This is a genomic window from Mesorhizobium sp. C416B, assembly GCF_030323165.1.
In the GTDB taxonomy this organism is placed as follows: Bacteria; Pseudomonadota; Alphaproteobacteria; order Rhizobiales; family Rhizobiaceae; genus Mesorhizobium.
In genome coordinates this window covers 2,025,398-2,043,114 of the sequence record NZ_CP100471.1, presented here as the reverse complement: position 1 = coordinate 2,043,114, position 17,717 = coordinate 2,025,398, and the positions used below count along the sequence as shown (strand labels likewise).

At 61.9% G+C, this 17,717-nt stretch carries 20 protein-coding genes; 15 read left to right on the top strand and 5 right to left on the bottom strand.

Translation table 11 applies throughout. The features are described from left to right. The first annotated feature begins 4 nt into the window (after positions 1–4). The 3 genes from NLY43_RS10180 to NLY43_RS10170 are packed head-to-tail and all read left to right on the top strand — an operon-like array spanning position 5 to position 3,134. Positions 5–859: a sugar phosphate isomerase/epimerase family protein gene (locus tag NLY43_RS10180; protein ID WP_023710090.1), complete on the top strand. Its 855-nt coding sequence runs from the start codon at positions 5–7 to the stop codon at positions 857–859. Next, the gene (locus NLY43_RS10175) at positions 856–1,719 is read left to right on the top strand and encodes a PfkB family carbohydrate kinase (RefSeq protein ID WP_023710089.1); all 864 of its coding nucleotides are present in this window, start codon (positions 856–858) and stop codon (positions 1,717–1,719) included. Before NLY43_RS10180 ends, NLY43_RS10175 begins: the two co-directional genes overlap by 4 nt. Next, complete coding sequence (locus tag NLY43_RS10170) at positions 1,662–3,134, top strand: NAD(P)/FAD-dependent oxidoreductase (RefSeq protein WP_245263935.1); 1,473 nt, start codon at positions 1,662–1,664, stop codon at positions 3,132–3,134. Before NLY43_RS10175 ends, NLY43_RS10170 begins: the two co-directional genes overlap by 58 nt. 178 nt (positions 3,135–3,312) lie before the next feature. Here the strand turns inward: NLY43_RS10170 and NLY43_RS10165 are convergent, their stop codons facing one another. Beyond that, positions 3,313–4,407 carry a LacI family DNA-binding transcriptional regulator gene (locus tag NLY43_RS10165; RefSeq protein ID WP_023682773.1) on the bottom strand — a complete coding sequence of 365 codons (1,095 nt, stop codon included), beginning with the start codon at positions 4,405–4,407 and terminating at the stop codon, positions 3,313–3,315. A gap of 213 nt (positions 4,408–4,620) precedes the next feature. Between NLY43_RS10165 and NLY43_RS10160 the strand changes: the two genes are divergently transcribed. From NLY43_RS10160 to NLY43_RS10115, 10 genes are all read left to right on the top strand, one after another. Continuing rightward, a complete protein-coding gene (locus NLY43_RS10160; protein WP_023692311.1) occupies positions 4,621–5,463 on the top strand; it encodes an ABC transporter substrate-binding protein in 843 nt (280 codons plus the stop codon). A gap of 94 nt (positions 5,464–5,557) precedes the next feature. Next, entirely contained in the window at positions 5,558–7,099 is a 1,542-nt protein-coding gene (locus NLY43_RS10155; RefSeq protein WP_023710087.1) for an amino acid ABC transporter permease/ATP-binding protein, read from the top strand. A gap of 59 nt (positions 7,100–7,158) precedes the next feature. After that, positions 7,159–8,286 carry an NAD(P)/FAD-dependent oxidoreductase gene (locus NLY43_RS10150; protein WP_023710086.1) on the top strand — a complete coding sequence of 376 codons (1,128 nt, stop codon included), beginning with the start codon at positions 7,159–7,161 and terminating at the stop codon, positions 8,284–8,286. A gap of 187 nt (positions 8,287–8,473) precedes the next feature. Then, complete coding sequence (locus NLY43_RS10145) at positions 8,474–8,689, top strand: hypothetical protein (RefSeq protein WP_023667757.1); 216 nt, start codon at positions 8,474–8,476, stop codon at positions 8,687–8,689. Positions 8,690–8,702: 13 nt separating this feature from the next. Continuing rightward, positions 8,703–8,948 (top strand): hypothetical protein, encoded by a 246-nt coding sequence (locus tag NLY43_RS10140; protein WP_023667758.1) that lies wholly within the window; start codon positions 8,703–8,705, stop codon positions 8,946–8,948. 174 nt (positions 8,949–9,122) lie between these two features. Next, complete coding sequence (locus tag NLY43_RS10135) at positions 9,123–9,311, top strand: hypothetical protein (RefSeq protein WP_023707234.1); 189 nt, start codon at positions 9,123–9,125, stop codon at positions 9,309–9,311. A 132-nt stretch (positions 9,312–9,443) separates the two neighbouring features. Next, on the top strand, positions 9,444–9,587 hold the full coding sequence (locus tag NLY43_RS10130; RefSeq protein ID WP_023686882.1) for a hypothetical protein: 144 nt from the start codon (positions 9,444–9,446) through the stop codon (positions 9,585–9,587). A 10-nt stretch (positions 9,588–9,597) separates the two neighbouring features. Further along, entirely contained in the window at positions 9,598–11,364 is a 1,767-nt protein-coding gene (locus NLY43_RS10125; RefSeq protein WP_023710085.1) for a thiamine pyrophosphate-dependent enzyme, read from the top strand. A 23-nt stretch (positions 11,365–11,387) separates the two neighbouring features. After that, positions 11,388–11,552, top strand: coding sequence for a hypothetical protein (locus tag NLY43_RS10120; protein ID WP_023710084.1), 165 nt, complete (start codon positions 11,388–11,390; stop codon positions 11,550–11,552). 1 nt (position 11,553) lies between these two features. Continuing rightward, positions 11,554–12,423, top strand: coding sequence for an SDR family oxidoreductase (locus tag NLY43_RS10115; protein ID WP_023707232.1), 870 nt, complete (start codon positions 11,554–11,556; stop codon positions 12,421–12,423). Positions 12,424–12,729: 306 nt separating this feature from the next. Here NLY43_RS10115 and NLY43_RS10110 read toward each other — a convergent pair whose 3' ends face one another. Beyond that, a complete protein-coding gene (locus NLY43_RS10110; protein ID WP_023667764.1) occupies positions 12,730–13,242 on the bottom strand; it encodes an OmpA family protein in 513 nt (170 codons plus the stop codon). A gap of 10 nt (positions 13,243–13,252) precedes the next feature. After that, positions 13,253–13,912 (bottom strand): L,D-transpeptidase, encoded by a 660-nt coding sequence (locus NLY43_RS10105; protein ID WP_023682764.1) that lies wholly within the window; start codon positions 13,910–13,912, stop codon positions 13,253–13,255. A 1,010-nt stretch (positions 13,913–14,922) separates the two neighbouring features. Between NLY43_RS10105 and NLY43_RS10100 the strand changes: the two genes are divergently transcribed. Next, complete coding sequence (locus tag NLY43_RS10100; protein WP_023667766.1) at positions 14,923–15,087, top strand: hypothetical protein; 165 nt, start codon at positions 14,923–14,925, stop codon at positions 15,085–15,087. A gap of 199 nt (positions 15,088–15,286) precedes the next feature. On the opposite strand, the gene NLY43_RS10095 is transcribed toward NLY43_RS10100, so the two are convergent. Beyond that, positions 15,287–15,898 (bottom strand): EF-hand domain-containing protein, encoded by a 612-nt coding sequence (locus NLY43_RS10095; RefSeq protein WP_286460799.1) that lies wholly within the window; start codon positions 15,896–15,898, stop codon positions 15,287–15,289. A gap of 404 nt (positions 15,899–16,302) precedes the next feature. On the opposite strand from NLY43_RS10095, the gene NLY43_RS10090 reads away from it, so the two are divergent. Beyond that, on the top strand, positions 16,303–16,770 hold the full coding sequence (locus tag NLY43_RS10090) for a hypothetical protein (RefSeq protein ID WP_023686891.1): 468 nt from the start codon (positions 16,303–16,305) through the stop codon (positions 16,768–16,770). A gap of 283 nt (positions 16,771–17,053) precedes the next feature. On the opposite strand, the gene NLY43_RS10085 is transcribed toward NLY43_RS10090, so the two are convergent. Further along, positions 17,054–17,311, bottom strand: a complete 258-nt coding sequence (locus tag NLY43_RS10085; RefSeq protein WP_245263936.1) for a hypothetical protein — start codon at positions 17,309–17,311, stop codon at positions 17,054–17,056. Positions 17,312–17,717: the final 406 nt, after the last annotated feature.

Here is a 17,717-nt window from a genome sequence, read left to right as displayed (position 1 = left end):
CTTCATGCCGCAGCTCGCTGCTCATCAGCTGATCGGAGCCAATTTCAGCTTCCAGCACTTCCCCTTCGATGAGGTCGCCAGGACGATCCGAGGCTTTGGCCTGCTCGAGATCGAGCTGTGGGGGATTGCCCAGCATCTGGACCTGTTCCACGCCACGGACGCACGTGTCGAATCCGTTCGCCGGGTACTCGCCGACAACGAGCTGTCGGCCTGGTGCTTTACGCCTGAGCAGGTGTTGTATCCAATCAACATCGCCTCCGGCGACGCCGCACTGCGCCAGGACAGCATCGAGCGGTTTTGCCGTGCAGCCGACATCTGCGCGGCGCTTGGCGCCCGCTATCTCTTCCTGACGCCCGGCCGGGGCTACGAGAGCGAACCCCGGCAACCGGCATGGGACCGCGCGGTCGGTTCGATCGGCGAGATCGCCCGGCGCGCCGCCGCAAACGGGGTGCGCTGCCTGCTCGAGCCGTTGCAGCGGTTCGAGAGCAACCTCGTCAATGATGCGGCAGGCCTGCGCCAAATGCTGGACGAGGTGGGCGCTGAAAACATCGACGTCGTGCTCGACACTGTCGCCATGGCCACGGCCGGCGACACCGTGGCCGGCTATGTCGACCTGTTCGGCTCGCGGCTGGCGCATGTCCATCTGGTCGACGGCACACCAGGCGGGCATCTGGTGTGGGGGGATGGTACGCTGCCGCTCGGCCACTATGTCAGCGAGCTCGCGCGCCTGGGCTATGCCGGAAAGTTCACCTTCGAGCCGTTCGGCAACGGCTCCTACGCGCTCGATCCCGTAAAAGCCTGGACACGCTGCCTTGGCGCCATCGCGCCATACCTCAATTGCGCAACGGTGCCGGCATGACGTCGAAGAAGCTTATCGCGGTCGGGGACAATTGCCTTGATGCCTATTTGACCAACAACTTGATGACGGTGGGCGGCAACGCCTTGAATGTCGCGGCGCAATGGCGGCGCAACGGCTGGTCCGCGCGCTATTTCGGCGCCGTCGGGAACGATCCCGAAGGCGACGTGGTGCTTGCTGAGCTGGCAGCCGCCGGCCTATCCCCCGACGACGTCGAACGGCGTCCCGGCGATACGGCCGTCACCTTGCTGCGCGATGAATCCGGCGACCGGAAGTTCCTGCACGAATCCTTCGGTGTGGGCGAAAACTTCATGCCGCTGCCCGCGCACTATGCGGTCATCGCCGCGGCCGACTGGGTGCATCTCGGCACCAACGCCAACAAGCACCTTGTCCAACGATTGGTGGCGGACCATGTGCCGTTCAGCATCGATCTATCGACCGCCCATATGGCGCTGCCGCTCGACGGTGTCCCGCTTTTGTTTGCGTCCGGACCGGACGATGTCGATGTTCCCATCGAGCCATCGCTGGGCGCGCTCAGGGCGGCCGGCGCAAGGCAGGTAGTTTTGACCTGTGGTCGACGCGGCTCCTACTTCGACGATGGCACGAATGTCGTGCATGCGCCGGCGACGCTTGTCGACGTCGTGGATACGTGTGGCGCCGGCGACAGTTTCATTGCCACTTTCCTCGCCGGCTTCCATTTCGGCGGCCTCGGCGCCCTGGAGGCATTGCACAGGGCGTCGATCGCGGCGGCGCAGACCTGCACCCATCTTGGCGGGTTTCCCCAGAGACCGCGTCCGATACCCGATTGGCTGCCAGCCAAATATGCCAGCTTCATTGTCGATGCGCAGGGAGCCCAAGCGTGAGTACACTTCGTTTGCGGCAGCCTGCGGTCGCGCTTGCATCTGACCGGTCGTTTTGGCTGCAGGACATTGCTGCCGCCCCTGCGACCGAGCCATTGCGAGGCGACGAGCGCGCCGACGTGGTGATCGTCGGTGGCGGCTATACCGGTCTGTGGACCGCGCTGCGGATCCTTGAACTGGCGCCGCAAACGCGGGTGGTGATCCTTGAAGCCGATCTGTGCGGATCGGGGGCCTCGGGGCGCAACGGCGGTCAGGTCCATTCATGGTTCGCCGAAATCGACCAGATCAGTGCGGTCGTCGGTCTCGAGGAAGCGCGCCTGCTGTGCGCCGACACGGTGGCATCGATCGCGGAGCTGAAGACGCTGCAGCAAAACGGCACCATAGACATGGACCTGAGGCTGGACGGATGGTTGTGGACAGCAAGCTCCATTGCGCAGGAAGGCGCTTGGGAGACCGCCGTGGCCTTGACGGCGGCTGTTGGAGAAAACCGTTTCAGCCCGCTGACAGCCGAGGACATTCAACGCCGCACCGGTTCATCGGCCTCCTATGTCGGCGTCGTCGAGACCACTGCCGGCACGGTCCATCCCGCCAAACTTGCCATCGGATTGCGCAAGCTGGCACTGGCACGCGGCGTCATCATCCACGAGCGCAGCCCGGTCCTCGCCATCGAACCCGGCATGACGTGCACGGTGCGCACGGCGCATGGCGCGGTACAGGCCGACAAAATCGTGCTTGCCGCCAACGCCTGGCTTTCCGCGCTGCCGGAACTGCGGCGGCATCTTTATGTGGTCGGCAGCGAGGTGATTGCCACTGCCGCCGTTCCCGAACTGCTCGACAGCATCGGTTGGCGCGACGGTGCCTCGATCTGCGATTCCCAGGCCCAGGTGCTCTACTACCAGCGCACCATCGGGGGCAGGGTGGTCTTCGGTCGTGGCAGCGGCAACGTCGCCTTCAGTGGAAATTTCGGCGCCAGCTTCAACCGCAGCCCGGAGCACGGCCGCGACAATATGCGAGAGCTGCATCGGGTCTACCCGTCGCTGCGCGGTGTGGCGATCGAATATGACTGGTCGGGGCCGATCGACTGCGTGCCTGAACACGTTCCTGTCTTCGACCACCTGCGCGATCATCCCAATATCTTCTACGGCATGGGATTCAACGGCACCGGCATCGCGCAGACGCCGATAGCCGGACGCATTCTGGCGAGCCTGGTGCTCGAGCGAAAGGATCGCTGGAGCGAAAGCGGTCTGGTCGGCATCAAGCGGCGCATGTCGCTGCCGCCCGAGCCTTTGCGTTATCTCGGCGCCAGACTTGTCCGCGCGGCGGTGGGCCGCAAGAACGAGGCCGAGATCCGCAACCGCAAGGCGGGCAGGATCACCAATCTTGTGGCGGCCCTGAAGCCAGGCAGGCGCAAGAATTAGCCGGGCATCTGGCTCATCGTCACGCTCTTCAAACCATGAGCCGGCACGTGCCGTCCCGATGACGGTGGACGCGGCATTGCGATCAGGGTGTTTGCTGGGCTTCATTGACGTACATTCTTAAAGCGGAGTGCGTCGACCTTGTTCTAACGTATTCATGTGGGCCGTACCGCCGTCACGCCTATGCTTGGCGCACTTGCGGCTTTCCATTTGAGGGCGGGCCAACGGATCCGCGTGCAATGATGGCGGTCGGCAAAACGAGCCTTTCCGCCGGGCGGGAATCTCCCTTCAATCGTCGGATGAGCAATTCCGCGACGCTCTTGCCAAGCGCGTAGACGGGCTGGTCGATAACGGTGATGGGCGGCGTGGTGACGCTCGTCCAGTCCGCATCATGGAAAGTGATGAGCGAAATGTCGTCGGGAACCCGCAGGCCGCGCTCGCGGGTCACCTTGAAGATCTCCAGCGCAATGACGCTGTCGGAGGCGAGGATCGCCGTCGGCCGATCCGGCGCCGACAGCATCTCGCCGGCAACCCTGCGCGTTTCGGTGGGGCTTGTCGCGCCAAGGCGAACATAGCGTTCTGGCCGATCAAGTCCGGCCTCTCGGCACACGGTGAGGAAACCGTCGATGCGCTCACGGACCGACGAGGTGTAGATCTGCCCGAGATCCCGGTACTCGTGCCCTTCGGCGTCGACCGCGGTTACATAGGCGATGTTGCGGTGGCCGGCATCCGCTAGAAAGCGGGTCGCCAGCATGGCGATGCCGCGATCGTCGGTCGTGACCGTATCGACATCCAGATCTGCCAGCGCCCTATCCAGCAGGGCAAGCGGTCGGCCCGAGCGGTGGATATCGCGCAGGTGCGCGATGTCGCGCGATTCCGACGGCGTGACGATCAGCCCGTCGACGCGCTTGCCGATGAGCAGTTTCACGGCCGCCTTTTCCGCCTCGATCTTCTCGCCGGAATTGGCCAGGATGACGTTGAACCCGGCTGCCTTTGCCGCGTCGCTGATGCCGCGTACCGCGAGGCTGAAGAACGGGTTCTCGATGTCGCCGACAACCACGCCGATGATGCCGGAGCGGCCGGTCGTCATGCTGCGGGCGAGCTCGTTCGCACGATAGTCCAAGGCCTTGGCCGCGGCCATGACTTCCGCGCGGATCATTTCGCTGACGACGCCGTATCCGCCGAGCACGCGCGCGGCTGTCGCTTTCGAAACATTGGCCGCGCGGGCGACGTCGCTGACCGTTATCGACGGGGTCTTGGGGGCGGTTCTTTTCATCGGATGACGACTACAAGAGTTGTTGACGGGAGGTCAACGTGGCGATAACGATTAACAAAGAGACCGGTCTCACGCAATATGAGACCGGTCTCTTTAAAAGGAGTGGAGCCGAGAGGCGTGACGGACCGTGATTTCGGCAAGGGCATGTCGGCGCGCCAGATGGCGGCTCGACGGAAATACCAACAAGAACAGACCTTCAGAGTGGAGAAAGACATGAGCAGGAAAGAAATTCTCAAGTCGTTGATGTGCCCGGTCAGAACCGGCGCAATGGCTCTTATGGCGATGTGCGTCGGCGCCGGGCTGGTTTCAGGAGCGGCCGCCGCGGATGACAATCCCTATGGCCTCATTGATGCGAAGGTCATCAGCGTCGGAACCATGGGCGATGCCAAACCCTACGCTTTCACCCAGGCCGATGGGTCGTTCACCGGCTTCGACATCGAATTGTTCCGCAACGTCGCGAGCCGCCTTGGCTTCAAGCCCGACCAGGTGATCTTCACCGGCCAGGAATTCTCGGCGCTGATGCCTTCGGTTGCAAACGAGCGTTTCGATGTCGCGGTCGCGGCAATCGGCACGACGGAAGCACGCAAGAAGACCGTCGACTTTTCCGACGGGTATATCGCAGGCTATCTGTCCGTGCTTACTGCCGACAAGGCGATCACGTCGGCGGACGGGCTCAAGGGCAAACGTCTCGGCGTCGTGCAAGGCACGCTCCAGGAAATCTACGCGGCGAAGAATTTTGTCGGAACCGATCTCGTCAAATTCCCCGACAACAACTCCGCCGTTTCGGCGCTTAACAACGGAACCGTGGATGCCCACTTCCTCGATTACGAGGCTGCCAAGGACTATGGCGTTCGCTATCCGAACCTGAAGATCGCGGTCAATATTCCTTCCTTTGACGCGCCGGCCGGCTTCGTCCTGCGCAAGGGCAACGACAAGCTCCGCAATGCGCTGAACACCGCCCTTCACGCGGCCATGCAGGACGGCACCTGGAAAACGCTTTATGAAAAGTGGTTCCCCGGCTCGCCGATGCCCGACCAGTATCTTCCCAAGAAGTAGACCGTACCCGGCCGCTGGCTCTCATGCCGGCGGCCGGATTACGCCGCCGTCCTTGATGCGGACGATGTGAATAGCGCAACCGAAAGGGGGGCGAATGAACTGGCTCGAAAACCTGCGGCGCAGTTTCCTCGACTGGCAGGCCATGGCGGACGTGCTGCCCAGCATGATCACCATCGGATTGAAGAACACGTTGATCCTCGCCGCCGCGTCGACGGTGCTGGGTGTCATCCTCGGCATGATCCTGGCGGTCATGGGCATCTCGCAATCGCGCTGGCTGCGCATTCCGGCGCGGGTCTACACGGATATATTCCGTGGGCTGCCGGCGATCGTCACCATCCTGCTGATAGGCCAGGGCTTTGCCCGCATCGGCCGTGAAATCTTCGGCCCTTCGCCCTTTCCGCTCGGCATTCTTGCGCTGAGCCTGATCGCCGGCGCCTATATCGGCGAAATCTTCCGCTCGGGCATCCAGAGCGTCGAGCGCGGGCAGATGGAGGCCTGCAGGGCGCTCAGCATGAGCTACGGCCAAGGCATGCGCCTGATCGTGATCCCGCAAGGCATCCGCCGCGTCTTGCCGGCCCTCGTCAACCAGTTCATCGGCAACGTCAAGGATTCAAGCCTTGTCTACTTCCTCGGTCTGCTCGCCTCGGAGCGCGAGATCTTCCGTGTCGGCCAGGACCAGGCAGTGGTCACCGGAAACCTCTCGCCATTGCTTCTGGCCGGCGTGTTCTATCTCGTCATCACCGTGCCGTTGACCCATGTGGTCAACTACATCGACAACTCGCTGCGGGTCGGAAAGCAAAAGGCCGGCCTCGTCATCAGCGGCCTGGCCGAAGTGAGCGAACTGGAGGGCGCCACCGGCAGTGCACTTTCGGAGGCCGGCTCTGATGCCCGCTCAGCGCTGCCCCGCTTCAAGGGCGGCAGTCTCGCCATTACCGATCTCGACATGGCCTATGGCGACGTCGATGTTCTCAAAGGCGTCAGCCTGGCAGTCAAGCCTGGCACGGTCACATGCGTGATCGGCCCATCAGGTTCGGGCAAGTCGACCCTGCTGCGCTGCCTCAACCGCCTGGTCGAGCCCAAGGGCGGTGAGGTGTTGCTCGATGGTGCGAGCATCCTGGCGATGAAGCCTGAAAAACTGCGCCGGCGTGTCGGCATGGTTTTCCAGCAGTTCAATCTGTTTCCCGACCACACCGCGCTCGAAAACGTCATGCTGTCGCTGACCAAGGTAAAGGGGCTCCCTGTACAGGAAGCTGAGCGCATCGCCGAGGCGCGCCTTGCCGACGTCGGGCTTGCGACCCGCAAACACCATCGTCCAGGGAGCCTTTCCGGTGGCCAGCAGCAGCGTGTGGCAATCGCTCGTGCATTGGCGATGGACCCGGAGGTCATCTTGTTCGATGAGGTAACGAGCGCACTCGATCCAGAACTGGTGAAGGGTGTGCTCAACCTCATGGCGGATCTCGGCCGGCGCGGCATGACAATGGTCGTGGTGACGCATGAAATGGGCTTCGCCCGCAAGGTCGCCGATCAGGTCGTCTTCATGGATGAAGGCCGCATCATCGAGGCCGGCACGCCTGCCGCGATTTTCGACACGCCGAAAAGCCCGCGTCTGAAGCACTTCCTTGCCGAAGTGCTTTGATCACGCATGAGCCTTCAAGACGGCCGCCCAAACCAACCTCCACCAGTGAAAGATATCTCATGGCTGCATCACATCAGGTTTCCAAGGTCGTTGTTGTCGGCGGCGGCATTTTTGGCGTCTCCTCGGCCGTTCATCTTGCAAGGCTCGGCATCGAGACCGTGCTGGTCAATGATGGACCGCTCGCCAAGGGAGCTTCCGGTCGCTCGCTCGCCTGGATCAATTCGGCGCGCAGGCGCTCGGCTGAATATCATCGCCTGCGCATGATCGGTATCGACCGCTACCGCAGTTTGTCGGCGCGATGCCCGGATGCCGCCTGGCTGCGTTTCGACGGTGGCCTGACGTGGGATGCGGACGATGCCTCAAACGAGATCGCCGATGTCTTCGCTCACGAAAAACGTCTCGGCTATGATGCGCAGCATCTGTCCGCGGACGCCATAAGGTTGGTCGCGCCGGGTGTCTGCGCAAGCGCTGTCACGCCTCAAGGCGCGATCTTCAACCCGGGCGAGGGCTGGGTCGACCTGCCGTCGCTGATTGAAATATTGATCGCGGAATTCGTGGAGCGGGGCGGCCAGGTGGTCACCGAGGCCGGACGCGCTACCGTCACCGTCGCCAACGGCCGCGCCACCGGCGTCACCACCACCAGCGGGATCAGCTTCGCCGCCAACGCGGTGCTTCTGGCGACCGGTGCGGATGTGCCGCGAATGGTCGCAGTGGCCGGTCAGCGTATTGCCGATGGGACACCGATCGCGCTGCTGGTCAGGACCAAGCCAGTCGACTTGCCGCTACGCGCCGTGCTCAACACGCCGCGCGTCGCCATCCGGCCGACGCCTGATGGCGCCCTCGCGCTCGATTCTGCCTGGTCGGAAGAAGAGGTGGTAGTCAATCCGGACGGGACTTATCGCGTAAAAGCATCGACCATCCAGGGGCTTCTCGACGAAGCGTCGAATGTTCTCGACGGTCATCCGAAATTGGAACTGGAGAGCTACGGTGTCGGGCCCAAGCCGATCCCCGGAGACGGCGAGCCGGTCTTCGGCCAGTTGCGGGAGATCGAGGGGTATTACGTCGCCTTCAGCCACAGCGGCGCAACACTTGGCTTGATTGCCGGCGAACTGCTTGCAACCGAGATCGCCACCGGAACAGAGCACCCACTCCTTGCAAGCTTTCGACCGTCTCGATTTTCACTTTAGCCTGCCAATTCGCCTCGGAATGGGATGTAATGTGGCATGCCTGGAGTTTCGCTAGCCGAGACGGCGGCCGCCTGGCCGCTTACGCGCACCTGACAAGCGAATATGTTCCGGAACATTTTCTCCACGTTGAAGTTGGACAGCGCCAGGACCGTCGTTCGTCCAAGCTCAACCAGCGCTGAGAAATTCCATGACCAACCAACACCCCAAGACTAAACAGCCCACGGACAAGGATCTGCGAGACAACCCGGGAATCGGCACCTCGAAGGGCGCGGTCAAGGGCGGCGATATGCTCGACGAGAACGATGCTCTCGATGGGGACAATACGTTCGAAGGCGATGTCGAGAACGATGTCACGCCTCAGGGCGGCATCAATCCTGACCAGACCGGACGCACGAACAAGTAGGAGGCGCCTTGCCATGGCCGGCCGGAAGACCCACGAGCAGCAGCTGCGCATCATCGAAAAGCGCGAGAACACCAGCAATGCCGGCGACGATTTCAATGCCGAGGATGAGCTGAAGAGAACCAAGCAGGAGCGCGAGGCGCGGCAAGACGGCGCCAATCTACGCGACGAGGGCGTGGAATTGACCGACAAGGACGATCGCCAGATGATCCGCGGCGAAAACCAGGAGAGCGAGCACCACAAGCGCAGGCAGGACGACTAAGCCTGCCGTCTTTTTAAGGCTATCGAGGAGCCATCCCAGACTACCGGCACGCCAGGCACCGCATGGTCGAGGCGCACATCGCCCGCCGCGGTGTGCGCGACGAACGAGTCCTTTCGCCACTGAGGCGGAATCCCGGGCGAGAAATCGTCGACGAGGGGTGCGAGGAGTTCGCCTATGGGGACGGTCCGGGCGGCGTTGCGCTCTGGCTATAGGGACCTGCGAAGACGCGACCTGAACATCGGCCAGCTCTGCCGCGAGAGCTTTTGGCGATCAGACAGCCTCGGCCACTACATGCAATCCTCGGCCTCGCAGCAGTTCGATGCCTTCGTCTGTTCGATCGCACCTCGCCTGTTCAGCCGCTGACTGCCGAACAGCGCCTCATCGGGTGGTACTGACACGTTTGCCTTCGGCACCTGACTAGGCGGCCTTGCCTTCGGGCACGGAACATCTCACCGACTTTCTGGTTAGGCAGGCCGGATGTAGGGAGCTTTGCGCATGGCCACTAATTTGGAAGACGGCAAGACCGCTCAATCTTCCGACGAGTTGCATGGCGGCAATCGCGGCGGCAACAAAGACCAGCGTAAGACTGACAAGACCGCGAACAAGAGCAGCCAGGCGGCGGGATCCGCATCGCGGTAAGGACTGAGACATGCCGACCGCCGCGGACATCCTCATCGAGACGCTGATCGACTGGAACGTCGATATCATCTTTGGCCTGCCGGGCGACGGCATCAATGGCATCATGGAGGCGCTGCGCAAGCGGCAGGACCGCATCCGCTTCATTCAGGTGCGGCACGAGGAATCCGCGGCGTTCATGGCGTGCGCCTACTCAAAATGGACAGGCAAGCTCGGTGTCTGCCTCGCAACTTCCGGCCCTGGCGGCACACACCTCCTGACTGGACTCTACGATGCCAAGCTCGACCAAGCGCCGGTGCTCGCCATTACCGGCATGCAGTTCCACGACCTCATCGAGACCTTCACCCAGCAGGATGTCGACTTGACGCGCGTCTTCAGCGATGTCGCCGTCTTCAACGCGCAGGTCTCCGACGCGGCGCATATGGAAAGCCTGGCCGGTCTCGCCTGCAGGTCGGCGCTGGCACGTCGCGGCGTTGCGCATCTGTCGATCGCCAGCGATGTGCAGGAGCACACGCTCTACCAAGCCAAGCGCTCGAAGCGCAACAAACCGTCGCATACGCCGGATCGTTGGTTCGAAGGAAGCAGGCTTCCCGACGAAGAACAACTTGCGAAAGCCGCCGAGATCCTGAACGGGGCGACGAAGGTCGCGATCCTCGCCGGTCGGGGCGCGCTTGGTGCCAGGCACGAGTTGGAAGAGACGGCGGAGCTGCTTGGTGCCCCCGTCGCAAAGGCCTTGCTCGGTAAGGCTGCCTTGCCCGACGATCACCCGCTGACGACTGGCGGCATCGGAATTCTCGGCACGCTGCCGTCGCAGGAAATCATGGAGGAATGTGACGCGCTGCTCGTCGTCGGCTCGACCTTTCCCTACATCGAATACTACCCGAAGCCGGGACAGGCGCGCGGGGTGCAGATCGAGCGCGACCCGCAGCGCATCGGCCTGCGCTATCCCGTTGAGGCCGGCCTTGCCGGCGATGCCGCCGTGACGCTGCGATTGCTGAACAGGCGCCTGAAGCGCAAGGATGATCGCAGCTTCCTCGAGAAGGCGCAGGCGGGCATGCGACGCTGGCGCGAGATGATGGCGCAGTCGGAGCAAAAGGCCGCCACTTCGCTCAAGCCCCAGGTGGTTACACGCGCATTTGGGAAACGATTGCCCGATGATGCGATCCTGGTTGCCGATTCCGGCCAGAACACCGAGATGGCGGCCCGCCATATCGAGCTGCGTGACGGGCAGGCCTTCGGCGTCTCGGGCGCGCTGGCCTCGATGGCATGCGGACTGCCCTATGCGATCGCCGCGGGCCTGGCCTTTCCCGGCCGGCCGGTCTTCGCGGTCGTCGGCGACGGCGGTCTCGCGATGCAACTCGGCGAGTTCTCGACGGCAGTTCGGTACCGGGTCCCACTCAAGGTGCTCGTGCTCAAGAACGGCATGCTCAATCAGATCGCCTGGGAGCAGATGATGTTCCTCGGTAACCCGCAATTCGCCTGCGAACTCCAGCCCATCGACTTCGCCATGGCCGCCGAAGCCATGGGCGGCATCGGCTACAGCGTCTCTCGCGCCGAGGAGGTGGAAGGTGTTCTCGACGCTGCCCTGGCTGCTGAGGGTCCGGTGGTCATCGAGGCCGTGGTCGACCCGTACGAACCGATGATGCCACCGAAGATGCCACCGGATTATGCGAGAAATTTCCGCAAGGCGCTACCGGATACCCCCGGACGCGCGGAAATCGAGGCGAATGTGGCGCAAGAGCCGCTGAGGTCGATGATTACCGCCGGCGAGAAAGACTGACCACACGCAAGAAGGAGCACGAGTTGAACAAGACCGACAGCGGCACCGCAAATCGCGGTTCGCCGGACCTCATGGGCGGCGACCAAGCGTGCAAGGCCGAGGAATGGGGCGGTGGCTCGAAAGCCGCCAAGGGACCGATCACGGAACCGGATCGACACAACCGCAACTCCAACCAAAAAAGGACCTGACATGCAGGATGCCCAGCAGAAATATCCTCAGCCGCCGCTTCCCGAACAGCAGCAGGACATGCCCGGCTACACCGACGAGATGGATCCACGGCCTGACCACGGGGAGGAGAGCTATCGCGGCAGCGGTAAGCTGACGGACCGCGTCGCGCTGATCACCGGCGCGGACTCGGGCATCGGCCGGGCGGTGGCTATCGCATTTGCACGCGAAGGCGCCGACGTCATCATCTCCTACCTTGAAGAGGACGAAGACGCGCAGGAGACGGCGCGCTTGGTCGAGGAAGCGGGGCGCAAGGCGGTGCTCGCACGCGGCGACATCTCGGACGAAATCTTCGCGCGGTCGCTTGTGCAGCGAGCTATCGATGAATGCGGGCGCCTGGACATCCTCGTCAACAATGCAGCCCACCAGGCGTCGTTCGAGAAGCTTGAGGACATCAGCGCGGAGGAATGGGATCTCACCTTTCGCACCAATGTCTATGCGATGTTCTATCTGTCCCAGGAAGCAGTGAAGCACATGGAACCCGGCTCGACCATCATCAACACATCCTCGATCAACGCGACCAGTCCATCGCCGGCACTGCTTGCCTACGCCACTACCAAAGGAGCGATCGCCAACTTCACCGCCGGACTTGCAGGACTGGTAGCTGAACGCGGCATTCGGGTAAACGCGGTCGCTCCCGGGCCGATTTGGACGCCGCTGATCCCGTCGACAATGCCCTCTGAGAAGGTCAAGGAGTTCGGGAAGAACACACCGCTCAAGCGTCCCGGGCAACCGGCAGAGCTTGCAGCGACCTATGTGCTGCTTGCCTCGGAAGGATCGAGCTACACCACCGGCGCACTCTACGAGGTCACCGGTGGACGGCCGATGCTTTGAGCGAGCGTACCTGCCAGCTCCACGGCGCCCACTCCCGGTAGCACACCGACATGTGGCGAGGCTCATGCGCGATCAGGATCGCGGACAACCGCCACGTCCGCAAACTGGTCGAGGCGGATGCCGAAGCCTCCCACCAGACCCTGAACCGGAGGTTGGTAGACGGGAAGCTGACTTCACTCCGGGTTCAACCGGAGCGTCAGCTTTCGGGGAGGGGCAAACGCTGGGTGAATGTCCCCGATAGGCGCATTGCAGCCATGCCGCCGTCGCGTTGTGAGACTGATTTGGCGACCAGCAAAACAGCAGCCTCTACGACTCGTCCCTCTCATCGCGCAAATTAGACACAACGCGGCGGTTCTGCGACCTGCAGGCGGAGTCGGGGCAGTCGCGGACCAGCCTGTCCTTGCCGTAGCCCTTGGCCCACATGCGGTTCCGGTCTATGCCGCCGGCGGCGAGGTAGTCCATCACCGCATCGGCGCGCTGCTGTGACAGCGCCGTTTCGCTTGCGCCGGGATCGTCGGCGAAACCCTGCAGCTTGAGCAGCCAGCGCGGATGCTTTGTCAACCAGGCGATCTGGGTGTCGAGGGTGGCCTTGGCGACAGAATCGAGCGCGGCCGAACCTTTCGTGAAGTAGGTGCGGCGGCCGACATTGAGGATAAAATCCTCCTCGCTGCCCGGCTGCACGTTCTGGAAGCCGGCAATCTCGGCGTTGGTGACGTCGGGCGTCGACGGGGCCAGCGTGTTGCTGGTCGAGCAGGATGTGGCCACAACCAGCAGGCCGGCGGCGAGCAGCCGGCGCGTGTTTTCAATCATGCGGTTCATGATGCGCCAATCATTCGACAGTGGTGGAAGCGGGCGCCTGGTCGGCGATGTGCGGCAGGACCTCCACCGCGGTGCCGATCGGGCACCGCTGGTAGAGGTCGATGATGTCTTCGGGGAACATGCGGATGCAGCCGCTGGAAGCGTCGGTGCCGATGCTCCATGGCTCCAGCGTGCCATGGAGGCGGTAGCCGATGTCGGCGCCGTCGCGGTACAGATAGAGCGCGCGCGGCCCGAGCGGATTGTTGGACGCGCCGCCTGCGATCATGGGCGGTAAGTCCGGTTTGCGCTCACGCATTTCGGGGGGCGGGACCCATTGCGGCCACAGCGCGCGGCGATCAATCGTCGCGCGGCCGTACCATTTGAAGCCTTCCTTGCCGACGCCGACGCCGTAGCGGATGGCAGTCTTGTTTTCCATGATGAGGTAGAGGAAGTGGTGGCGGGTGTCGACCACGACGGTGCCGACCGGCTCGCTGCTGAAATATTTGACGATCTGGCGATGCCATCTCTTGTCGATCTTGGCGAAGTTGGTCTTGCGATAGACGAAATCGTTATCGCTGGCGGTACCGGCGAAAAAGGATTTTGCCCCCGCGGCTTGAACAATATTGCTGGTTCCACCGACCGCGACCAGCGCCAGACCGCCGAGCACGACACCCCTGCGTGATAAAACCATCGGCAATCCCCCATGCCTTAAGCCTGGCGAACCATAGTTGAGAATGATTTCCGCTCAAAGTGGAAAAATGCTGCAGTGGGTGGGCCGCAAGCGGTCTGTCCGCTTGACGGCAAAATAGCAACTGCCCGCCGGCTCACGCCGGCGAGCTTTTTTGTGCGGACGGGAACATCCTCGCTCCAAGGGTGTTCTGTCACACCCGGCTCGTTCTTCATCGGTCGTGCCGGTGACCAAGATGTCCCCTCATTCATCATGGTCGGCCCGCGCAGCCTTGACCGCACGCGCGGGCCATCCCATCACAAGGCCCGCTGGCTCACGCTGGCGGGTTTTTCCGCGTCCATGCGCCGACACTCATCTTCGCATGCCTGTCACAACGAGCCAGGCGGATTCCAGTATCCGCACGCGGCGAGGAGGACTTGCGACATGCCTCGCTGCGGGATTTTCGCGATGAGTCTACCTGGCTCCCGCTGAACGCCATGGCCTGACCACCGGGCGCGTTGGACGACCTTCAAGTCAAAAAAGCCCGCGGCAATCGCACCTTAGGCGAAGAGGCTTTGCTTTGTTGATGCAGTTGTCATCGCATCAATCGTGGGTAGCAACGCGGTTGTTGCGTGTTGTTGGAGAGATGGGGTTTCCCGAAAAGAATGAACATGCGCAGACAAAAGAAGCGAGCAGGATGGCCGTGAGTACATCTGCCAAATATCTATTACCTCATATGCGCTCGCTCCTCGGAAGGCGATCCCGCCACCCTCTCGACAGTGAAGATGGCGGGATCTCAACCGGCGACAAGGGACTTCGATCGACGGTGGGTTTCCAATTCGGCGTCCGGCTGCGTGTTCCGCCGTTCGGGCTTCTTCCAACCGCAATCAGACGTAAGTCCTATCCCATAAGACTGATGCCAAATTCGGAACATCCGCTGAAGCATTGCGTTCGGCAGCGTGAAACCCCAAGGCAAAGGATGACTAATCATGTCGAATTGCGAGACTGCAAAATCACATTCGTTAGGAAATCGCGTGGCTGATCTCACAGCCAAGATGCGTGAAGCGCAGATTGACGCGGGTGAAATGATGGCCTTCCACAAGGTTGCAACTATGTTGGAGGACAGCCAAGGACGTATCAATGGCGACGACTTGATCGCCGCATCCTTCGTTCTGCTGGAAGACCGAGCGCCCGAGTGACCTTGCGTTGGTCGGCTTCGATCGTTCCTCGATCAGCAATGCGAAGCCTTTTTTGTCACGGCTGGCGTCTCGCGGGACTGCGGGAATAGCTCAAGCCTAAAGGGTGCTGGCCGGGCGGCTAACAGCCAAGAGACACCGCTTCGGGATCGGCCGCCACGCGCCCGCTTTGTCCGAGGGAGGGCATTCCCTTTGAAGACAGCTACGGCGTGTCCTCGCTATCAGTGCCATGCATGCTGGAGCCATGCATGAAGGACTGGATCTCGTCCGCATCGATCTTGCCATCACCATTCTCGTCAATGCTACTGAACATCCTGCCCACCGCGCGTTGAACCTCGTCCTCGGACACCGATCCGTCGCCATCGGTGTCCAACAGCCCGAACATCAGTCGCATGCCGGCACCGCGCATCATCTGATGATGCCAGCGTCCAGCCATTCTGTGTCCACGATCGCGGTCACCGTGGTTCTGCCAACGGTCGCCATCTTCATCGTGGCGGTCAGCATCCTCGTTGCGATCGCCTTGATAGTTGCGACTATCTTCCTCGCGGAAACCCTCTTCGGAACCGCGATCCTGCTGCAGTCGCTCACGGATAGCTTGCTCAACCATCTGGCGGATCATTTCGCGTGTTGGTCCATCCGCTTGTCCGGTCGCATCCGGCAACTGTCCGGCGGCCGGCGGTTCGGTTGCCGGAGCGGGTGCAGGTGTCGAGGGTGATGGTGTTCCGCTTGTCTGGGCGAGCGCGGGGGAGGTCAGGGCAATGAAAACGGCGGCCGCGGCCGTCGTGCTGTGTGGAAATCTCATGGCATGCTCCATCAGTGCCTTCGCTTGGAAGGCCAAACTGGAGCTCGATCTGATTGTTCCCCGAAGGGGATCAGGTCACGGCGAAGTTACAGGGCATGCCCCCCGTCTGAGGTAGATCAGGGTCTTCGTCAGGGAATAATTTCGGCTCTTCTTCCCTAGGCACAAGAGGAAGCCGGCGCCCATTTTTGCGGGCAATGAACGTTGGACATTCGGCCTCGCCAATTTTCTGCCAGTCGATCATACCGACGCACCAATTCCCTCTGCGTCCTCTCCTTTCGTGGGACGGAAGCCGTTTCGACCGCACGCCGTCAATCGCGAATCCCGCGTCCATATGTTGCGCGGCCATGATGCATATTTTTTATGTCACGGACCTCTGTCCGTCTGGACACCATGTTAGCCAGCGCTAAGTCAGAGCAATGCGACGCCTCCTGCTGGGACTTACAGTTTTTCTCTTTTGGACCACGTTGCTTCAGGCCGAGGCGTGGCAGCCCTTCGGCGTCCGACAGCTTGGCTTTAGTTTCGATATTCCTCCGAATTTCGTCCTGACCCAGAATTCGCAGCAGGGCGCGGCTTTTCAGGGCCCAAGAGACGCGTTTCTGGTCGTTTGGGGCGCGCGACTGGGCAAAGCAAGTTTTCGCGCCGAGATTGAACATCGCATGATCGAGGACGAAAAGGCCGGTTGGCGACTGACCTATCGGCGCCTAGCCCCGAAATGGGCCAGCTACTCCGGGGTCAAGAATGGCGAGATTCGCTACGTCCGTGCAATTATGGTCTGCAACCAGCGTGCCGCGCTTTTCACAATGAATTATCGGAAATCCGAAAAGAAACCGTATGACCCTGTTGTTGTGCGCATGGTCCGGTCCCTGAGAGCGGAAGGATGTTAGCCAGCAAAAGGCGAGGTTGCCGTACTGTGCTTCCCTCGGCTAAGGGCCCAGTGGTCAACCCGGCTCCCCAATAGCCCCGCCCAGTCACATGAAAGCAGGCACCGGCAGATATGCGGCCGAACGTTCTCACGCTGGCTCAGCCGCTCAAAGCCCATCACCGAAAAGCTGCTTAGTGCGGTCGCCAGCTAGAGCTACCACTGAGCCATTCCCGCTGCGGCTGGGTAGCGCCTCAGTTCCGTACGCGTTCATACCAAGAACGGGCGGGGCGAACGTCCTGATAGAGCTACGGCTGTAGAAGCGCGCCGCCAAACTGCGCCCACAAGCGCTCGCACTCTCTCGCCCTTAGGCTCGGGGTACCGGCCGCGCCATAGAAGACCATGGCGCCTCGAATGTCGTATCCAAGCACCGAGGCGTTGGCCACGAACTGGATGGCTCTTCCCAAGCTGGTGATGCCGATGTCGACCTCAGCTTTGTTGGTGAGGTCGACCACGCCTACTATTTCCGCATTGGCGCTCCTGCCTGCCAAAACGGCCGTCGACATCGCATCATGCACGGCAAGAAGCATTTCGGTGAGTTGCCCGGTGGAAGGGCTCTACAAACGCTTAAATGTCAGGTTTGTTCCCAACTGGCCTTGGCGGCTTCCCGACTACCAAGACTGGGTCACGCGGCCTCTCATGTGCGCGTAGTTGACATCGTCTGCTGGACCGAACGGTCAGGCCGACGAGCCCAGTTCCTCTCAGCATCAAGCAGTTCATTCTGCCCAATCAAGCCGTTCATAAACAGCCTGAGTATGTGCGCAGCTATGCGCTCTCCGTTCTGCGAAGCAAGAGGTAGGGCGCGCTCTTTGCAGACCGTGTGACAAACCTGGGCGAGCATCTCAATGTCGCTTGGCCCCAAAAACCGACCCGGATACAACATACCGTTTTCCTGTTGGAGAGTTGGAATGG

Bases quoted from the DNA above. Each gene is read 5' to 3' on its own strand.
- NLY43_RS10180 (WP_023710090.1), top strand. From the start codon at position 5: ATGCCGCAGCTCGCTGCTCATCAGCTGATCGGAGCCAATTTCAGCTTC.
- NLY43_RS10175 (WP_023710089.1), top strand. From the start codon at position 856: ATGACGTCGAAGAAGCTTATCGCGGTCGGGGACAATTGCCTTGATGCC.
- NLY43_RS10165 (WP_023682773.1), bottom strand. From the start codon at position 4,407: ATGAAAAGAACCGCCCCCAAGACCCCGTCGATAACGGTCAGCGACGTC.
- NLY43_RS10160 (WP_023692311.1), top strand. From the start codon at position 4,621: ATGAGCAGGAAAGAAATTCTCAAGTCGTTGATGTGCCCGGTCAGAACC.
- NLY43_RS10155 (WP_023710087.1), top strand. From the start codon at position 5,558: ATGAACTGGCTCGAAAACCTGCGGCGCAGTTTCCTCGACTGGCAGGCC.
- NLY43_RS10150 (WP_023710086.1), top strand. From the start codon at position 7,159: ATGGCTGCATCACATCAGGTTTCCAAGGTCGTTGTTGTCGGCGGCGGC.
- NLY43_RS10145 (WP_023667757.1), top strand. From the start codon at position 8,474: ATGACCAACCAACACCCCAAGACTAAACAGCCCACGGACAAGGATCTG.
- NLY43_RS10140 (WP_023667758.1), top strand. From the start codon at position 8,703: ATGGCCGGCCGGAAGACCCACGAGCAGCAGCTGCGCATCATCGAAAAG.
- NLY43_RS10135 (WP_023707234.1), top strand. From the start codon at position 9,123: ATGGGGACGGTCCGGGCGGCGTTGCGCTCTGGCTATAGGGACCTGCGA.
- NLY43_RS10130 (WP_023686882.1), top strand. From the start codon at position 9,444: ATGGCCACTAATTTGGAAGACGGCAAGACCGCTCAATCTTCCGACGAG.
- NLY43_RS10125 (WP_023710085.1), top strand. From the start codon at position 9,598: ATGCCGACCGCCGCGGACATCCTCATCGAGACGCTGATCGACTGGAAC.
- NLY43_RS10115 (WP_023707232.1), top strand. From the start codon at position 11,554: ATGCAGGATGCCCAGCAGAAATATCCTCAGCCGCCGCTTCCCGAACAG.
- NLY43_RS10110 (WP_023667764.1), bottom strand. From the start codon at position 13,242: ATGAACCGCATGATTGAAAACACGCGCCGGCTGCTCGCCGCCGGCCTG.
- NLY43_RS10105 (WP_023682764.1), bottom strand. From the start codon at position 13,912: ATGGTTTTATCACGCAGGGGTGTCGTGCTCGGCGGTCTGGCGCTGGTC.
- NLY43_RS10095 (WP_286460799.1), bottom strand. From the start codon at position 15,898: ATGGAGCATGCCATGAGATTTCCACACAGCACGACGGCCGCGGCCGCC.
- NLY43_RS10090 (WP_023686891.1), top strand. From the start codon at position 16,303: ATGCGACGCCTCCTGCTGGGACTTACAGTTTTTCTCTTTTGGACCACG.
- NLY43_RS10085 (WP_245263936.1), bottom strand. From the start codon at position 17,311: ATGTCGACGGCCGTTTTGGCAGGCAGGAGCGCCAATGCGGAAATAGTA.